The organism is Streptomyces hundungensis (assembly GCF_003627815.1).
In the GTDB taxonomy this organism is placed as follows: Bacteria; Actinomycetota; Actinomycetes; order Streptomycetales; family Streptomycetaceae; genus Streptomyces; species Streptomyces hundungensis_A.
This window is the reverse complement of sequence record NZ_CP032698.1, coordinates 4,963,390-4,979,949: the sequence shown is the minus strand read 5'-3', so window position 1 is coordinate 4,979,949 and position 16,560 is coordinate 4,963,390. Positions and strand designations below refer to the sequence as shown.

Here is a 16,560-nt window from a genome sequence, read left to right as displayed (position 1 = left end):
CGCGACCGGGGACGCCGTCCCGTCCAGGAAAGCCATCACGTCCAGGAGAGCCGTCGCGGCCGGGGGCGCCGTCAGGGGTCGTGTTTCCTTCGGTGCTCATGTCCGCTCGCTCCTCTCGACCGCCTTGGCTTCCGCGGCGGGGCAGCCCAGGCGGACCGCCATCTCGGGTCGCTCGTCGGCGAATTGGCGGCACACGGCGTCCTTGACGCTCTCACCGGAGCGCGCCGTGGCCACCGCCCAGACGCTTCCGTCGTCCTCCTCGACCAGGAGCACCTTCGGCAACGGGCGCGGCGGCGGCCCGGCGGTGACCTCACCGGTGCGGGCGTCGAAGACCCCCTCGTGGCACGGGCAGTACAGCTCGCCCTCCGCGCCCCGGTCCTCGCGCCACAGCACCCCGCAGGCCAGATGCGTACAGACGGCGGAGTAGCCGACGAGAGTGCCGTCCTTGAGGCGGACGGCGACCGCGCGGTCGTCCTCGCCGGGGAAGCGGAAGGCGACGGACTCGCCGGGGGCGAGGACGGGCGCGACGCGCTTGCGGTCCGGCGGCCCCTCGCTGTCACCGTGGCGGTGCAGCACTCCCCCGGCCACCGCGAGCCCGCCGACCGCGAGGCCGCCCGACACGGTGGCGACGATCCGCAGGTAGTCACGGCGGGTGGTGAGGGAGTCGGCGGCGATGCGGTCGTGGAGGGCAGCCCGGGCGGGGTCCGCGTCCGGTTCGGGGGCGGCGGGGGACTGGTCGGTGACGCTCATCGGGTGACGTCCTTCCCGTTGACCTCGACGATCGGGAGACCTCCCGGCACCGGCCACTGGACCTTGTCGGCGGGCACGACCATGGCCACGCCGGTGGAGACGACGACATCGCCGAAGGTGAAGGAGTCGGCGACCTGGACCCCGGGGCGCTCCGCGCGGAGTTCCTCGACGGTCCCGTAGAACAGCGCACCGGTCGGGCAGACCGTGGCGCACATGGGGGCCAGACCGTAGGCGGTGCGGTCGTAGCAGAGGTTGCACTTCAGTTGGAGCTTGGCCTGGAGGTCGATCTTCGGTACGCCGAAGGGGCAGGCGTTGACGCAGTTCGCGCAGCCGATGCAGCGGGTGGTGTCGGCCTGCTGCACCACACCGTCCGCGGTCACCAGGATCGCGTCGGCGGGACACACCTCGGCGCACGGGGCGACCGGGTCCTCGCAGTGCATACAGACGGTCGGGAGGGAGGCGACGGAATGACCTTCGTCGGGATAGTCGAGATGGATCATGGACTTGCCGCGGTGCGAGTCGCACTCGCGGCAGGCGGACACACAGGCCTGGCAGCCGATGCAGCGCCCCGGGTCGATGAAGATCGTTCTGCCCATCATGGCGGGCGTCAGCTCCTCTCCGCGGTGCCACGGCCCTGCGGGGACGTGGGCGGCAGGGGGTCGGTGCGCGAGACCTGCGTCGCCGGGTACGCCTGGTGTCCCGGCGGGGCCGGGGGCGCCGGCACCTCGTCGATCCGCTCGGCCGCCTCGATACGGCAGGCACACACCTTGTACTCGGGAATCTTGGACCGGGGGTCCAGAGCGTCGATGGTGAGCGCGTTGGCGGCCGTCGGAACGGGCCAGTGGTACGGGATGAACACGGTGTCGGGACGGATCGCCTCGGTGACCAGGGCCGGGAACACCTCGCTGCCGCGCCGGGTCACCACCCGCACCGGGTCGCCGTTGCGGAAGCCGTGCGAGGGATGGACCTCCACCCAGGGCCGCGGCGTCTGCTCGACGAGCGCGCCGAGCCGGCGGGTCTGGTTGCCGGACAGAAAGTGCGCCACCGTACGGCCCGTGGTCAGCGACATCGGGTGCTCTTCGTCGTACGGGTCCATCGGCGGGTGCCACTCGACGGCCTGCATGTGGATCTTGCCGTCCGGGTGGGCGGTGCGGCCGCCCTCGAACAGACGGGGCGTGCCCGGATGGTCGGTGGAGGGGCAGGGCCAGGCGATACCCCCGGTCTCCTCCAGCCGCTCGTAGGTGATGCCGTAATAGTCGTTGACCGTTCCGGCGGACGCGATGCGCAGCTCGTCGAACACCTCGCGCGAGCCCGCGTAGCTGAACTTGTCGGCCACGCCCAGGCGTTGGGCCAGCTGACACATCACCCAGGTGTCGGTGCGCACCCCGGCGGGCGGCTCCTGCGCCTTGTTGTGCTTGACCACCCTGGCCTCGGCGTTGGCCATCACGCCCTCGTCCTCGGCCCAGGTGGTGACCGGAAAGACGACATGGGCGTTGGCCGCCGTCTCGGAAAGGAAGAAGTCGAATTGAGCGTGGAACTCCAAGGTGTCGTAACCCGACTTGACCGTCGCGTAGTTGGGGAGCGAGACGAACGGGTTGTTGCAGATGCCGATCAGACCGCGAATCTCCTGGCGCTGCATCTGCCAGACCATTTCCATCATCGAGGTGCCCGCGGGCGGCAGTTCGGTCTCCTCGATCCCCCAGATCTCGCAGATCTGCCGCCGGTGCTCCGGGTTCGCGATGGAACGCCCGCCCGGCAGCAGGTCCGACTTCTGCCCGTGCTCGCGTCCGCCCTGGCCGTTGCCCTGGCCGGTGATGGTGCCGTAACCGGCGCCCGGCTTGCCCAGGTTGCCGGTCGCCGTACACAGGTTGATGACGGTCAGGCAGTTCTCGACGCCCTGCGAGTGGTGCTCGATGCCGCGGGCGTGCCAGGCCATCGCCCGGTCGGCTCCCGCGAAGGCCCGGGCCACCTGGACGACCTGGTGGGCGGGGATCCCGCAGATGTCGGCGGCCACCTCCGGTGTGCAGTCGGCGACGGAGGCACGCACCTCGTCCCAGCCGGTGGTGTGCGCGGCGACGAACTCCTTGTCGACGAGGTTCTCCTGGATGACCACGTTCAGGACGGCGTTGAAGAAGGCGGCGTCGGTGCCGGGCTTGAGGGCGACATGGATGTCGGCGGTGCGCGCGATCGCCGTCTCCCGCGGGTCGATCACGATGAGACTGGCCCCCCGGTCCCGGGCGCCCCACAGGTACTGGGTCATGACGGGGAAGCACTCCCCCACGTTCGACCCGGCGATCAGCAGGCAGTCGCTGAGCAGGATGTCGGAGAACGGATTGCCCGCCCGGTCGATGCCGAAGGCGAGCTTGTTCGCGCCCGCCGCCGACACCATGCACAGCCGGCCGTTGTAGTCGACGTGCCGCGTCTTCAGGGCGACCCGGCCGAACTTGCCGACCAGGTACGTCTTCTCGGAGAACAGGCTCGCCCCGCCGAGCAGCCCGAACGCGTCGTTGCCGTGCGCGGCCTGGATGCGGCGGATCTCGGCGACCGTGAAATCGAGCGCCTCCTCCCAGGAGGCCTCACGGAACGGCTCGTCGCGGGAGCGGCGCAGCAGCGGGGCCGTCAGCCGGTCGGGGTGGTTGACCTGCTGGTAGGCGTTGATGCCCTTGGGGCACAGCCGCATCCGGTTGATGTCGTGGTTGCGCGGCTCGACCCCGAACACCTTGCCCGCCCGGTCGACTCGCAGATACATGCCGCACTGCACCCCGCAGAAGCAGCAGTGGGTCGGCACGAGGGTCTCGCCGTTCTGGTCGGCGTGCCACTGGTCGGCCGGGATCCCGCCGGCGTCCCGGAAGGTGCGGGTGCCGGGCGGGGCGATCGAAGGGTCGAGTGGAGGGGGTGCGCTGCTCACTTGAAGCCCTTCTTGACATGGGTGAGGTAGGCGGTGCCGCGCAGCACCCGTTTGCAGCGCGGGCAGTACGCGGCCCAGGCGTCGAAGTCGAGCTTCAGATCGCGCATGGTGCCCTGGAGGTTCTCGACGTACGGGGCGGTGTCGATCGGCTCACCGCAGCGCTTGCACGCGAAGACCTGCTCGTCCTGGCGGGCCGTGTACTTGAACAGCTGCATACCGACCGCGGCCGGCCGCTGCACGATGTGGAAGAACTTCCCGAACGGGATGTAGATGAGCGTGAAGACCACCGACACCATGTGCAGGACCGCCAGGAACTGGTAGCCGCCGCCGTGCAGAAAGATCGACGAGAAGGTGAGGAGGAGCCCGGTCACGGAGATGACGATCAGCGCGATCAGCGGGACGAGGTCGTAGGCGAAGCGCTGGCCGGTGATGGCGCCGCGGTCCTTCATCCGCCGCCACAGGAAGTACGAGGCGCCGGGGATCACCAGGACGGCGGCGATGTCCAGGCCGTGGAACATCAGCCAGCCGACCACGCTCAGCGAGTCGAAGCCCAGGACCTTGAACCCCCAGATGCGCATCTCGTAGCCCGGGCCCGCACCGGATCCCGAGGTGAAGGTGAACCAGCCCCAGGTCAGCGGGAAGGTGATCGCGGCGGCGAGGATGCACCCCCAGAAGATCAGCTGGTGGGCCGCCCAGCGGCCGTGCGAGCGGGCACCGAGGAACTTCTGGAAGCCGAGATAGGTGGCGATCATCTTCGGCAGGGCGGTCGGCGCCTTGCGGAAGTTGGCGGCCGAGAACAGGCTGCGCCAGCCCTGCTTGAAGAGGCGGCGCGCACCGGGAGAGGAGATCCACACGGTGTAGCGGTAGGCGACACCGAAGGCCAGGAAGACGGTGGCGACCGCGTACGGAAGGAGCGCGGAGTCGAAGTCCTTGAGCAGCCGGCTGCCGAACACGATGGCCAGGACGAGCAGGACGGAGACGACCGCACCGGCCAGCGTCGCGCGCGGCACCACGGAACGCGCGGCGGACGAGGCGGCCGGCGCCGGCGGTGGCACCACGCCCGAGGTGGAGGCGTCCGACGGTGTGGCGGGGGGTGCGGGCGGAGGGGGTGCGGGTGGCTCGGTCACCCCCTCACGTTAGGGACATAGCGGACACAACTACCCGTTTTAAGGGTCAACAGGGTGAGGTGGCGCGGGCCCGCACTTCGAGGGGCCGGGCCGGAGTCAGATCGCGTTCAGCCCGTACGAGGTGAAGATCTCGCGGGCTTCGGCCACCGCGGCCGGGGTCGGCGACGGGGTGTCGTGCAGCGTGAAACGCATGCCGAGGGCGCCCCACTTTCCCTCGCCGAGCTTGTGGAAGGGCAGCACGTCGATGCGGGACACATTGCCGAGGGAGGCGGCGAAGGAGGCGACGCCTTCGATGTTGGCGGGGTCGTCGGTGAGGCCTGGCACCAGAACGAAGCGCACATGGACCTCCGTCCCGAGCTCCGCCAGCCGACGCGCGAACTCCAGCGTCGGCCGCAACGGTCGGCCCGTGACCTTCTGGTACGTGTCACGGTCCCAGGACTTGATGTCCAGGAGCACCAGGTCCACATCGCGCAGCAGCGCGTCGGTGGCCCGGGAACCCAGGAAACCGGAGGTGTCCAGAGCGGTGTGCAGACCCAGCTCGTGCTTGTAGCGGTGCAGGAGCTCACCGGCGAAGACGGGCTGGAGCAGCGGTTCACCACCGCTCACGGTGGCGCCGCCGCCCGCCGCCCGGATGAACGTCCGGTACTTGGCGGCCTCGGCGACCACGTCGTCCGCCGTGGTGCGCTTGCCGTTGCGCATCCGCCAGGTGTCGGGGTTGTGGCAGTACAGGCAGGTCAGCGGGCAGCCCGAGAGGAAGGTGACGAAGCGCGTGCCCGGCCCGTCGACGCCGGTCGACAGGTCCCAGGAGTGCACCGAGCCGACGATCGGTCGACGGGTGGCCGCCCCGGCGGCCGTGCAAGCGCGGCGGTTAACCGCCCCGGCGGCCGTGCAGGCGTCCCCGGCCATCACTCAAAGCCCCCCGTGGAAGGTCCGGTTGATGACGTCCAGCTGCTGTTCCCGGCTGAGGCGGACGAAGTTCACCGCGTAGCCGGAGACCCGGATGGTGAGCTGGGGGTAGTTCTCCGGGTGGCGCATGGCGTCTTCCAGTGTGGCCTTGTCGAGGACGTTGACGTTCATGTGGAAGCCGTTGCTCGCCATGAAGCCGTCGAGGACGCCGGAGAGGTTGTCGATGCGTTCCTGCGGGGTGCGGCCCAGGGCGTCGGGGGTGATGGTGTTGGTCAGGGAGATGCCGTCCTCGGCGTCGTCGTAGGGCAGCTTGGCGACGGAGAGGGCGGAGGCGATGTAGCCGTGTTCGTCGCGGCCGTTCATCGGGTTGGCGCCGGGGGCGAACGGGGTGCCGGCGCGGCGGCCGTCGGGGGTGTTGCCGGTCTTCTTGCCGTAGACGACGTTGGAGGTGATGGTCAGCACGGACTGGGTGTGGACGGCGTCGCGGTAGGTGGGGTGCTTGCGCACCTTCTCCATGAAGTCGCGCACGATGCCGGTGGCCAGCTCGTCGGCGCGGTCGTCGTTGTTGCCGTAGGCGGGGTAGTCGCCCTCGATCTCGTAGTCGACGGCGAGGCCGGTGGCGTCGCGGACGACCTTGACGCGGGCGTGCTTGATGGCGGACAGCGAGTCGGCGGCGACCGACAGACCCGCGATGCCACACGCCATGGTGCGCAGGATCCGCTGGTCGTGGAGGGCCATCTCGATGCGCTCATAGGCGTACTTGTCGTGCATGTAGTGGATGACGTTGAGGGCGTGGACGTACGTCTTGGCGAGCCAGTCCAGCATCGCGTCGTAACTCCGGGAGACCGTGGCGTAGTCGAGGTATTCGCCCTCGATGGGGGTGAAGCCCTCGACGACGAGCTTGCCGGTCTTCTCGTCACGGCCCCCGTTGATGGCGTAGAGCAGCGCCTTGGCGACGTTGACGCGGGCGCCGAAGAACTGCATCTGCTTGCCGACGGCCATGGCGGAGACGCAGCAGGCGATGGCGGTGTCGTCGCCGTACTTGGGGCGCATCAGGGCGTCGGACTCGAACTGGATGGCCGAGGTGTCGATGGCGACCTTGGCGGCGAAGTCCTTGAATCCGCTGGGGAGTTCACGGTCCCAGAAGACGGTGAGGTTGGGTTCGGGGGCGGGGCCGAGGTTGTAGAGGGTCTGGAGGGCGCGGAAGGTGGTGCGGGAGACGAGGGGGCGGCCGTCCTCGCCGATGCCCGCCATGGACCAGGTGACCCAGGTGGGATCGCCGGAGTACAGCGTGTTGTATTCGGGGGTGCGCAGGAAGCGGACGATGCGGAGCTTGATGACGAAGTCGTCGATGTACTCCTGGGCCTGCTCTTCCGTGAGGCGGCCGGCGTCGATGTCGCGCTGGAGGTAGATGTCGAGGAAGTTGTCGATGCGGCCGATCGACATCGCGGCGCCGTTCTGTTCCTTGACGGCGGCGAGGTAGGCGAAGTACAGCCACTGGATCGCCTCGCGGCCGGTGGCGGCGGGGCCGGAGATGTCGTATCCGTAGGACAGGGCCATGGCCTTGAGTTCGCCGAGCGCCTTGATCTGTTCGGAGACTTCCTCGCGCTCGCGGATGACGTTCTCGGTGGCCCAGTCCTCGCCGAGGCGCGCCTTGTCGGCTTCCTTGGCGGCGATGAGACGGTCGACGCCGTAGAGGGCGACGCGGCGGTAGTCGCCGATGATGCGGCCGCGTCCATAGGCGTCGGGGAGGCCGGTGATGATGCCGGAGGAGCGGCAGGCGCGTATTTCGGGGGTGTACGCGTCGAAGACGCCCTCGTTGTGGGTCTTGCGGAGGTGGGTGTAGACCTCGCGGATGTCGGGGTCGGCCTCGTAGCCGTAGGCGTTGAGGGCGTTTTCGACCATGCGCCAGCCGCCGTTGGGCATGATGGAGCGCTTCAGCGGGGCATCGGTCTGGAGGCCGACGATGAGGTCGGCGTGGTCGGCCGGGGTGCCGTCGATGTAGCCCGGCTTGAAGGCGTCGATGCGAGAGGGGGTCTTCACGTCCACGTCGTGGATGCCCTGGGCGATCTCCTGGGGGAACATCGACAGGAGCTTGTTCCAGACGGCGGTGGTGCGCGGGGTGGGGCCGCTGAGGAAGTCGGCGTCGCCTTCGTAGGGGGTGTAGTTCTGCTGGACGAAGTCGCGGACGTCGATGGCGTCGCGCCACAGTCCGCCCTTGAAGCCGTCCCAGGCTCCGCTGTTCTTGGTTGCTTCTGCGGGGGTCGCGGTCATGTCCGGGCACCCTTCCGAATCGCCGTTGACGTGGTATTCCGCCGTTGAGCGGTAGCTCTTCGACTGCTTCCATTCCACTGCGCCTGATCGATCAATTGCGGCGGCAGAGGTCACCAGATCCGGGCCGAAGGCCCCCCTCTTCCGCTCCCTCATTCCTTGACAGCCCCCCTGACCTGCACGTTCCTTCGGGACTTAGGTCCATGATTTCCTTGTGAACACATTCACAAGAATTTCCCCCAGCGCACTCAGAAAACGTGGAGGGGCCCGCACGCACCGTGCGGGCCCCTCCACCGTCGACCGGAAACCTGCGGTCTAGCTGGGCGCCTCCGCGCCCTTGCGGGCGTAGAACCACCAGGCGACCGCGATGCAGCTGACGTAGAAGGCCACGAAGCCCCACATCGCGCTGGTCACGGCGAAGTTCGCGAACATCGCCGGGATGAAGAAGAAGCCGTACGCGGCGATCGCGGAGGTGAAACCGGTGACGGCGCCCGCCTCCATCTCGGCCTGCTTGAGGGCCCTGGCGTACTCGGGGGTGCCCTCGGTCAGACCCTTCAGGTGCTGGTTGCGGAAGATCACCGGGATCTGCCGGAAGGTCGAGCCGTTGCCGACGCCGGAGAAGAAGAACGCGGCGAGGAAGCAGCCGAAGAATCCGTAGAACGAGCCCGAATCCCCGCCCGCGGGAAGGAAGTTGATGACGCCGATGATCGCCAGGGCCATGCCGACGAACGAGATGATGGTGACCTTGGCGCCGCCGAGCTTGTCGGCGATCCAGCCGCCCGCCCAGCGGGCCAGCGCGCCGAGTGCCGGGCCCATCCAGGCGTAGGTGGCCACCGAGTAGGCGGGGAAGGTCGTCTTGATGAGCAGGGGCAGGGCGGCGGCGAAGCCGATGAAGGAGCCGAACGTGCCGACGTACAGCCAGGTCATCAGCCAGTTGTGCTTGCGCTGGAAGATGACCTTCTGGCGGCTGAAGGGGGTGGAGGCGACCTTCAGGTCGTTCTGGCCGAACCAGGCGATCAGCGCGAGCACGATCAGGACGGGGACCCACAGGAAGGCGGCGTTCTGGAGGTAGACCGGGGTGCCGTCCTTCTTGTGCTGGGCACTGCCGATGGCAATGGTCGAAAAGGTGATGACGATCGGTGTCAGCAGCTGGACGACGGACACACCCAGGTTGCCGAGGCCGCCGTTGATGCCGGTGGCGTTGCCCTTCTCCTTCTTGGGGAAGAAGAAGCCGATGTTGGCGAGCGAGGAGGCGAAGTTGGCGCCGCCGATGCCGCACAGCGCCGCGATGATCACCATGACGCCGTACGGGGTGGCGGTGTCCTGGATGGCGATGCCGAGCCAGATCAGCGGAACGATCAGGACCACCGTCGACAGGGCGGTGAAGCGGCGCTGGCCGATCATCGGGCCGAGGAAGGTGTAGAGGATACGGGCGGTTCCGCCGGTCAGGCCCGGGATGGCGGTGAGCCAGAACAGCTGGGAGGTGGAGAAGGAGAAGCCGACGTCCTTGAGGTTGGTCGCGGTGACGGACCACACCTGCCACACCACGAAGGCGACGAGCAGGGCGGGGACGGCGATCCACAGGTTCCGGGTGGCGACCTTCCGGCCGACCGAGCGCCAGAAGACCTCGTTCTCCGGCTCCCAGGCGGTGATGGTGCGGCCGGGCCGATAGCTCTCCGGGTCGTAGCGGACTTCGGCGTCGACGGGGACTTCTGCCTCGGCGGGGCCGGCGTTTGGCCGGGTGGACGGCTGGAGCGCGGAACTCATGGTGCTTCCCAGGGGGTTGAGACGAGTCCTGACATATCCACCCTGCGTCTCGCGCCGCACGGAAGTGAGAGGCGAACGCCACGACCCCGGGCGGCCCTAGGTCCCCGCCCGCTCCTGCCGTACGGCCCCTGGGAGCCCGGCCGCCATCAGCACCCCTGGGAGCCGACCGCCATCGGGCCCTGGGATCCCGGCCGTCGTCGGCTGCTGGGAGCCCCGCCCGCCGGTTACCGGGAGCCAGGGCCGCCACCGTCTACTGCGGCGGGTGCAGTTTGCGGAAGTAGGTCCAGCTGGTCTCGTTCGGCTCGCTCCACTTCTCGGGGGCCCGGGCGAACTCGGGGTGGTGCGCGGCGATGTAAGCGCGGGTGCGTTCGGGGACCTCGGCGTACGCGCCGAGCTTGCGGCCCCGGCAGTGGTAGGTGAGCCCGCCGGGCCGCTCGCCCCGGGCCATCCAGGGCAGCCACGGGGACATCCGCGTCCAGGACATGGTGGCGGGGACGCTGGGCGCCGGGCCTTCCAGGTCGGCGCGGTCGGCGAAGAACTGGAAGAGCTCCAGGGCCTTGTAGGTGTCGCCCGCCGAGTGCAGCGGGTACTGGGCCACGGGCAGCGGAGAGGGGTAGGCCAGAGGGATCTCCAGGCTGAAGCAGACCTGTCCGCCGAGCTCGGTCGTCGGGACCGGGAAGGGGCGCCAGCGCTGGTTGGCCGGGTCGTTCCAGATGTGCGTCACCGCGAGGCCCTGCCAGGTGTCGAGGATCTCGCGGCTGACCGGGTCTAGATAGAACGCGGCCTCGCGGGTGAGGAGTTGGAAGGCGTCCGGGCCCGCGTCGACGTCCTGGACCAGGCGGGCGACGTTGACCCCCTCGAAGCCGAAGAGGAGTTGGTACGGCTCGTCGGGCGCCCAGGAGAAGACGCTTCCGGACCACCAGTAGGTGACCTCCTCGCCGTCGAGGGAGGCGCGGGTGCGGGCGAGTGAGCGCAGGCTCTCGGCGGGTGTCGTCATGCGCTCCACTGTGCGCGCCCGGGGCGCCGCGCGCCCCCGTCCCGGGGAAATCCGCCCCTTCTTTCCGGCGCCCCCTGTGCGGGGTCGTTACGGGCCCGGGCGTGGGCGGGGGTGGCAGGGTTGGCGGGGTTGGCGTGCCGGTACTCGCCGAACGGGCAGCGTCTGATGTGCTGGGCCCATGCCCCGCATGATCGCGCGCAGCCGCCACGAGGACCATCGCGCCTCGACCCCGCTGGAACTGTTCTTCGACCTCTGTTTCGTCGTCGCCGTCGCCCAGGCGGGCGCCCGCCTCGTCCACGCCCTGGCCGAGGGGCATGTGGGGGCGGGCCTCGCGGGGTACGCCGTGGTGTTCTTCGCGATCTGGTGGGCGTGGATGAACTTCACCTGGTTCGCCTCCGCGTACGACACCGACGACCCGCTGTACCGGGTGGTGACGCTCGTCCAGATCACCGGGGTCCTGGTCCTCGCGGCGGGCGTGCCGCGCGCGTTCGACGACGGGGACTTCACGATCGCCGTCATCGGCTACATCGTGATGCGGCTCGCGCTGACCAGCCAGTGGTTGCGGGCCGCCGCGAGCAGCCGGGACGCGGCCGAGCGCCGGGTGTGTCTGCGGTACGCGGCCGGGCTCGTGGTGTGCCAACTCGGCTGGATCGCCATGCTATTCGTACCGGAGTCCAGCCACGTCTGGCTGTTCCCGCTGCTGGCGCTGGCCGAGCTGAGCGTGCCGCTGCTCGCGGAGCGCGACCACACCACCAGTTGGCATCCGCGCCACATCGCCGAGCGGTACGGCCTGTTCACGCTGATCGTGCTCGGTGAGACGGTGTCGGCGGCCACCATCGCCGTACAGGAGGCCCTCGACGAGCACGACGAGCTCGGCGATCTGCTGCCGCTCGCGGCGGGCGGTCTGCTGATCGTGTTCGCCGCGTGGTGGATCTACTTCGCGGTACCCATCCACGACCATCTGCGGTCCAACCGGCAAGCGTTCGCCTGGGGGTACGGCCATTACGTGGTGCTCGCGTCGGCGGCGGCGATCGGGGCGGGGCTCGAGGTCGCGATCGAGCAGGCCGTCGGCAAGGCCCACGTCTCCGCGGTCGCGGCGGCTGCGGCGGTGACGGTGCCGGCGGCGCTGTTCCTGCTGACGGTGTGGCTGTTGCACGCGCGGCACTTCAAGCGGGGGCCTGTGCAGCAACTGACCTTGCCGGTCTCGGCGGGGTTGATTCTGCTGTGTACGTTTGCGGGGCGGGTGGGGGTGCCGTTGGCCGGGGTGGTGGCGGGGCTGACGGTAGCCGTCGCCCTGGCCCTGTCCCGCGCGTAGCCCTTACCGGGTTGCCCATCCCGGGGCCCTGGGGCGCCTACCCAACCACCCGTACAGCGGGATCGGTGGGCTCCGCCCCGTTCGCCCACCCACCCACCCGTGACGGGGGTTGGATGGTTCCGGGCCTCCTGGGGCTCCGCCCCAGACCCCGTTCGCGCCTAAAGGGCGCTCGTCCTCAATCGCCGGACAGGCTGAAGGTGCCCCCGCACCGAGCACTTAAGGGGCGCGGGGAACTGCGCGACCAGCCACGCACGGTCCGCGGTCGACAGCAGGTTTTGGGGGCGCGGGGAACTGCGCGACCAGCCACGCACGGCCCGCAGCCGAAAACGGGTTTCAGGGGCGCGAGGAACTGCGCGAGACGCGGGCACGGTCCGCAGATTCGAGAGGGGTTAGGGGCGCGGGGAACTGCGCGACCAGCCACGCACGGTCCGCGGGCGAAAGGGGGGTTGGGGGCGCGGGGAACTGCGCAATTAGGGGGTCGGGGCTGGCCGGCATTGGGACCGTGCCCGCACCGGAGGTGGTACGCATTCGGCCATGGACAACACCCTCACCGACATCCCCGGCCTCCGCGTGGGCCACGCCACCACCCCCGGCCGACACGCCCTGAGCGGCACCACCGTCGTGCTCGCCCCGCCCGGCGGCGCGGTCGCCGCCGTCGAGGTGCGCGGGGGTGGCCCCGGCACCCGGGAGACCGACGCCCTCGACCCCAAGAACGTCGTCGAGCGGATCGACGCCATCGTCCTGACCGGCGGCAGCGCGTACGGGCTCGACGCCGCATCCGGGGTGATGGCCTGGCTGGAGGAGCAGGGGCGCGGCGTACGGGTGGGGCCCGAGCCGTATCAGGTGGTCCCGGTCGTACCCGCGGCCTGCCTGTTCGATCTGGGCCGCGGCGGCGACTGGCGGGCCAGGCCGGACGCCGCGGTGGGCCGGGCGGCCGTCGAGGCGGCCGGGACCGAGTTCGCCGAGGGCAACGCGGGGGCCGGGACGGGCGCCGTCGTCGGCGGCGTCAAGGGCGGGGTGGGCACGGCGAGCGTCCGCCTCGCGTCGGGGGTGACCGTGGCGGCGCTGGTCGTCGTCAACGCCGTCGGCTCAGCGATCGACCCGAGCAACGGGGTGCTGTACGGCGAGTACGGCCAGTATGACCAGTACGGCCAGTACGGGGAGCACAGCCCGTACGGAGGGCGCGGCGAGGGCTTCGCCGCGCCCCAACCCCCGTCTCCCGCCGTGCACTTGGCCGCCCAGGAACGCCTCGCCCGGGTCCGTGAGCGTATGGGGTTGCCGCCGCTCAACACGACGCTCGCCGTCGTCGCCACCGACGCCCGGCTCACCCGATCCCAGGCGCAGAAGCTCGCCGGCACCTCGCACGACGGGCTGGCCCGGGCGATCCGGCCCGCCCATCTGATGCACGACGGGGACACGATCTTCGCCCTGGCCACCGGCTCCCACACCCCTGCCGACTCCGACTCCTTCCCCTCCTCCCCCATGCCCCCGAGGAGTTGAACCACATCCTGGCCGCCGGGGCGGACGTCGTCGCGCGGGCGATCGTCAAGGGCGTGCGGGCCGCCGAAAGCATCGACGGGGTCGGGGGGACATTCCCCTCTTATAGGGATCTGTACGGGAGTTGAGGGCGCATCAGGACGGCATGTGATCGCCATCACAAACAGAACCCGCAACCAGGTACCCCCTCCGGGTTCTCTATGCCCGTACTGGATTTGACTCGCAGTACATCGTGCAGACATGGAGCAGCCCGTGACACCGCCGGCGTCGGACAACGCAGCGCAGCCTCAGCAGTTCAGCAGCACCCCGCGCCCCGCGCGTCCGTTGGCCCGTCGTCGCGTCCGCGTGGTCGCGGGGGTGGCCGGGCTCCTGGTCGGCGCGCTCGCGCTGACCGCGTGCGGCGGCGACGCCAAGGCCAACGACGACGGCAAGGACGGCAAGGACAGCGCGAACTCGGACGCTTCGGCCGCCAAGGACGCCTCCACGCTGAAGATCACCATCTCGGCGAAGGACGGCTCCACCAACGCCTCCATCAACGACGTCAACGTCAAGGCGGAGGGCGGCAAGCTGTCCGACGTGACGATGACCGAGGCCCAGGGCGGCAAGGCCGTACCCGGCGCGCTCGCCGCCGACGGACTCTCCTGGAAGCCGACCGGCAAGGTCGAGCGCGGCACCCAGTACAAGATCACCGCGAACGGCAAGGACGACAAGGGCCGGGCCGCGACGGAGAACGCGCAGTTCACGACCGTCTCTGCCAAGGACAGCTTCATCGGCACCTACACGCCCGACAACGGCGCCACGGTCGGCGTGGGCATGCCGGTGTCCTTCACCTTCAACAAGGCGATCACCAACAAGAAGGACGTCCTGTCCCACATCACGGTGACCAGCAGCAGCGGTCAGCAGGTCGTGGGGCACTGGTTCAACTCCACCCGGCTGGACTTCCGGCCCGAGCAGTACTGGAAGGCCGGCTCCAAGGTCACGATGAAGATCGACCTGGACAAGGTGGAGGGCGCCAAGGGCATCTACGGCGTGCAGTCGAAGGAGGTCACCTTCACCATCGGCCGCAACCAGGTCTCCACCGTCGACGTCAACACGCAGAAGATGACCGTCCAGCAGGACGGCAAGACCATCAAGACGATCCCCGTCTCGACCGGCAGCGCCGAACACCCCACCTACAACGGGCAGATGGTGATCTCGGAGAAGTTCACGCAGACCCGTATGAACGGTGACAGCGTGGGCTTCGGCGGCGAGTACGACATCAAGGACGTGCCGCACGCGATGCGTCTTTCCACCTCGGGCACCTTCATGCACGGCAACTACTGGTACAAGGGTGACCCGTTCGGCAACGACGGCACCAGCCACGGCTGCGTCGGCATGAAGGACGTCCAGGGCGCCGGTGGCGACACTCCGGCCAAGTGGATGTTCGACCACAGCCTCATCGGTGACGTCGTCGTCGTGAAGAACTCGCCGGACAAGCCCATCGCCCCCGACAACGGGCTCAACGGCTGGAACATGCCGTGGTCCCAGTGGACGGCGGCCGCCTCCTCCTGACAACTCCCCTTCCCGCCAAGGGACTTGACCGGCCGGTAACCCAAAGGTGGGTGCCGGCCGGAAAAGTTTCGGCCATGCCCGCTGCGCTATCCGCCCTCAGGGGCTACGTTGAGCACCTTCTACGTGACCAACAGCGACGGCCAGGAGAAGCCTTGGTGCTCCATGTGCCCCACCCGCTCGACGGCGAGCGCGGCCCCGGCGACGAATCGGCCCAGGATCAGCTGGCCGCCCTGCTGGGGCGGGCCCTGAACTCCTTCGACCTGCCGGACGAATTCGTCGAGCGTCTCGACCTGGCGATGGCCCACACCACCTCGCTCCACTCCTCGCTGCACACCTCGGCGGCGGGACCCGGCGGCCACCGGCTGAGCCGCGAGACGTACCGGCACTGCTACCTCCTCCTGGACGGCACCACCGTCACGCTGTGGGAGCTGGCCCACCACGACGGCCGCCAGTACGCGCACGAGGTGTACGCCGCCGAGGAAGACGTCCGCCTGGCCGCGGTCCGGCTGCGCCGCAGGGTGCTGCCGTACGACCCGGCCCACGACGCCGAAGACGAACTGGAGTCGCTGGAGCGGGAGTTGGACTCCTCCTGGATCGGCACCTACACCCCTATCCCGCACCCGGAGCAGAGCGCGCTCGGGTCCGCGGACGCACTCGGGTCCGCGGACGCGCTCGGGTCGGCGGACGCGCTCAGGCCTACGGATGCGCAGGGGCCGGCGGACGCGCGGGACCTCGCGGGCCTGCCGGGTCCGGAGGAGTGCTGGGAGGCGGGGCTCGGGCCCGACGCCGTCGTCGCGCCGGACCGCACCACCATCCCGGCCGGCCACACCCGTCCGTACGCCCCCGCCGACTCGGCGGACCACGCGCGCCGGCTGCTGCGCCGCGCCGAGAACCCGGACCGGCCCGGCCCGGACACCGCGCTGCGGCTGCGGGCGGCGGACACGCACCGGATCACCCAGGCCTTCGGCCGCCACTGCCGCACGGCGGGCCGCGAGGCGGCGTTCACGCTGTACGAGCACGCGTTCCTGCTGCTCGACGGCAGCGGGCTGAGCCTGTGGGAGGTCGAGCACACGGCGACCCCGGACGGCCGTCACATGTGCGAGGTGTACGCGACCGAGCATGCCGCGCGGACCGCCATGGAGCGCCGCGCACACGTGAGTTGAGGCCGGCGGACGGTCAGGAGCTGCGCGGATCGAGCTGGCGCATCAGGCCCGCGAAGGCGTCCTGTTCGGCCTCGGTGAGGGCCACCGCTTCCCGGGCGGGCGGACCGCTCTGGCGGCCCACCGCCCGCAGGGGACGCGTCGAGTGCCATGCCGCCCGGTCGGCGCGCTCCCGGCGCATGATGCGGACCAGTCCGACGACCCAGGCGACACTCGCCGCAGCGAGGACGGAAAGGCCTATCTGCTGAATGATCGTGATGTTCTGAGCCACGCGCCCAGTAGACAACACCGGCCGGGACTTGCGGCAGGGG

12 protein-coding genes and 1 pseudogene are annotated in these 16,560 nt (G+C 69.8%); 4 read left to right on the top strand and 9 right to left on the bottom strand.

Annotated elements, in window-relative coordinates; all coding sequences use genetic code 11:
* Positions 1 to 96 precede the first annotated feature (96 nt).
* From DWB77_RS22155 to DWB77_RS22120, 8 genes are all read right to left on the bottom strand, one after another.
* Positions 97 to 750: a ubiquinol-cytochrome c reductase iron-sulfur subunit gene (locus DWB77_RS22155; protein WP_120722906.1), complete on the bottom strand. Its 654-nt coding sequence runs from the start codon at positions 748 to 750 to the stop codon at positions 97 to 99.
* On the bottom strand, positions 747 to 1,349 hold the full coding sequence (locus DWB77_RS22150; RefSeq protein WP_120722905.1) for a 4Fe-4S dicluster domain-containing protein: 603 nt from the start codon (positions 1,347 to 1,349) through the stop codon (positions 747 to 749). The genes DWB77_RS22155 and DWB77_RS22150 overlap by 4 nt, the downstream gene beginning before the upstream one ends.
* 8 nt (positions 1,350 to 1,357) lie before the next feature.
* Positions 1,358 to 3,658 (bottom strand): molybdopterin oxidoreductase family protein, encoded by a 2,301-nt coding sequence (locus DWB77_RS22145; protein WP_120722904.1) that lies wholly within the window; start codon positions 3,656 to 3,658, stop codon positions 1,358 to 1,360.
* Entirely contained in the window at positions 3,655 to 4,785 is a 1,131-nt protein-coding gene (locus DWB77_RS22140; protein WP_428985137.1) for an MFS transporter, read from the bottom strand. Before DWB77_RS22140 ends, DWB77_RS22145 begins: the two co-directional genes overlap by 4 nt.
* A 96-nt stretch (positions 4,786 to 4,881) precedes the next feature.
* Positions 4,882 to 5,691 (bottom strand): pyruvate formate-lyase-activating protein, encoded by an 810-nt coding sequence (pflA, locus tag DWB77_RS22135; RefSeq protein ID WP_120728096.1) that lies wholly within the window; start codon positions 5,689 to 5,691, stop codon positions 4,882 to 4,884.
* Between the two features lie 3 nt (positions 5,692 to 5,694).
* A complete protein-coding gene (gene pflB, locus DWB77_RS22130; protein WP_120722903.1) occupies positions 5,695 to 7,965 on the bottom strand; it encodes a formate C-acetyltransferase in 2,271 nt (756 codons plus the stop codon).
* 312 nt (positions 7,966 to 8,277) lie between these two features.
* A complete protein-coding gene (locus DWB77_RS22125; RefSeq protein WP_120722902.1) occupies positions 8,278 to 9,729 on the bottom strand; it encodes an MFS transporter in 1,452 nt (483 codons plus the stop codon).
* Between the two features lie 250 nt (positions 9,730 to 9,979).
* Positions 9,980 to 10,726, bottom strand: a complete 747-nt coding sequence (locus DWB77_RS22120; protein WP_120722901.1) for a DUF1838 family protein — start codon at positions 10,724 to 10,726, stop codon at positions 9,980 to 9,982.
* Positions 10,727 to 10,904: 178 nt separating this feature from the next.
* On the opposite strand from DWB77_RS22120, the gene DWB77_RS22115 reads away from it, so the two are divergent.
* From DWB77_RS22115 to DWB77_RS38980, 4 genes and pseudogenes are all read left to right on the top strand, one after another.
* Positions 10,905 to 12,041 carry a low temperature requirement protein A gene (locus DWB77_RS22115; protein ID WP_120722900.1) on the top strand — a complete coding sequence of 379 codons (1,137 nt, stop codon included), beginning with the start codon at positions 10,905 to 10,907 and terminating at the stop codon, positions 12,039 to 12,041.
* A gap of 534 nt (positions 12,042 to 12,575) precedes the next feature.
* Positions 12,576 to 13,666: pseudogene (locus DWB77_RS22110) on the top strand (P1 family peptidase).
* A gap of 112 nt (positions 13,667 to 13,778) precedes the next feature.
* Positions 13,779 to 15,089: a L,D-transpeptidase gene (locus DWB77_RS22105; protein WP_120722899.1), complete on the top strand. Its 1,311-nt coding sequence runs from the start codon at positions 13,779 to 13,781 to the stop codon at positions 15,087 to 15,089.
* Positions 15,090 to 15,241: 152 nt separating this feature from the next.
* The gene (locus tag DWB77_RS38980) at positions 15,242 to 16,252 is read left to right on the top strand and encodes a DUF6227 family protein (protein WP_246033604.1); all 1,011 of its coding nucleotides are present in this window, start codon (positions 15,242 to 15,244) and stop codon (positions 16,250 to 16,252) included.
* A gap of 13 nt (positions 16,253 to 16,265) precedes the next feature.
* Here DWB77_RS38980 and DWB77_RS22095 read toward each other — a convergent pair whose 3' ends face one another.
* Complete coding sequence (locus tag DWB77_RS22095; RefSeq protein ID WP_120722898.1) at positions 16,266 to 16,520, bottom strand: hypothetical protein; 255 nt, start codon at positions 16,518 to 16,520, stop codon at positions 16,266 to 16,268.
* Between the last annotated feature and the right edge of the window lie 40 nt (positions 16,521 to 16,560).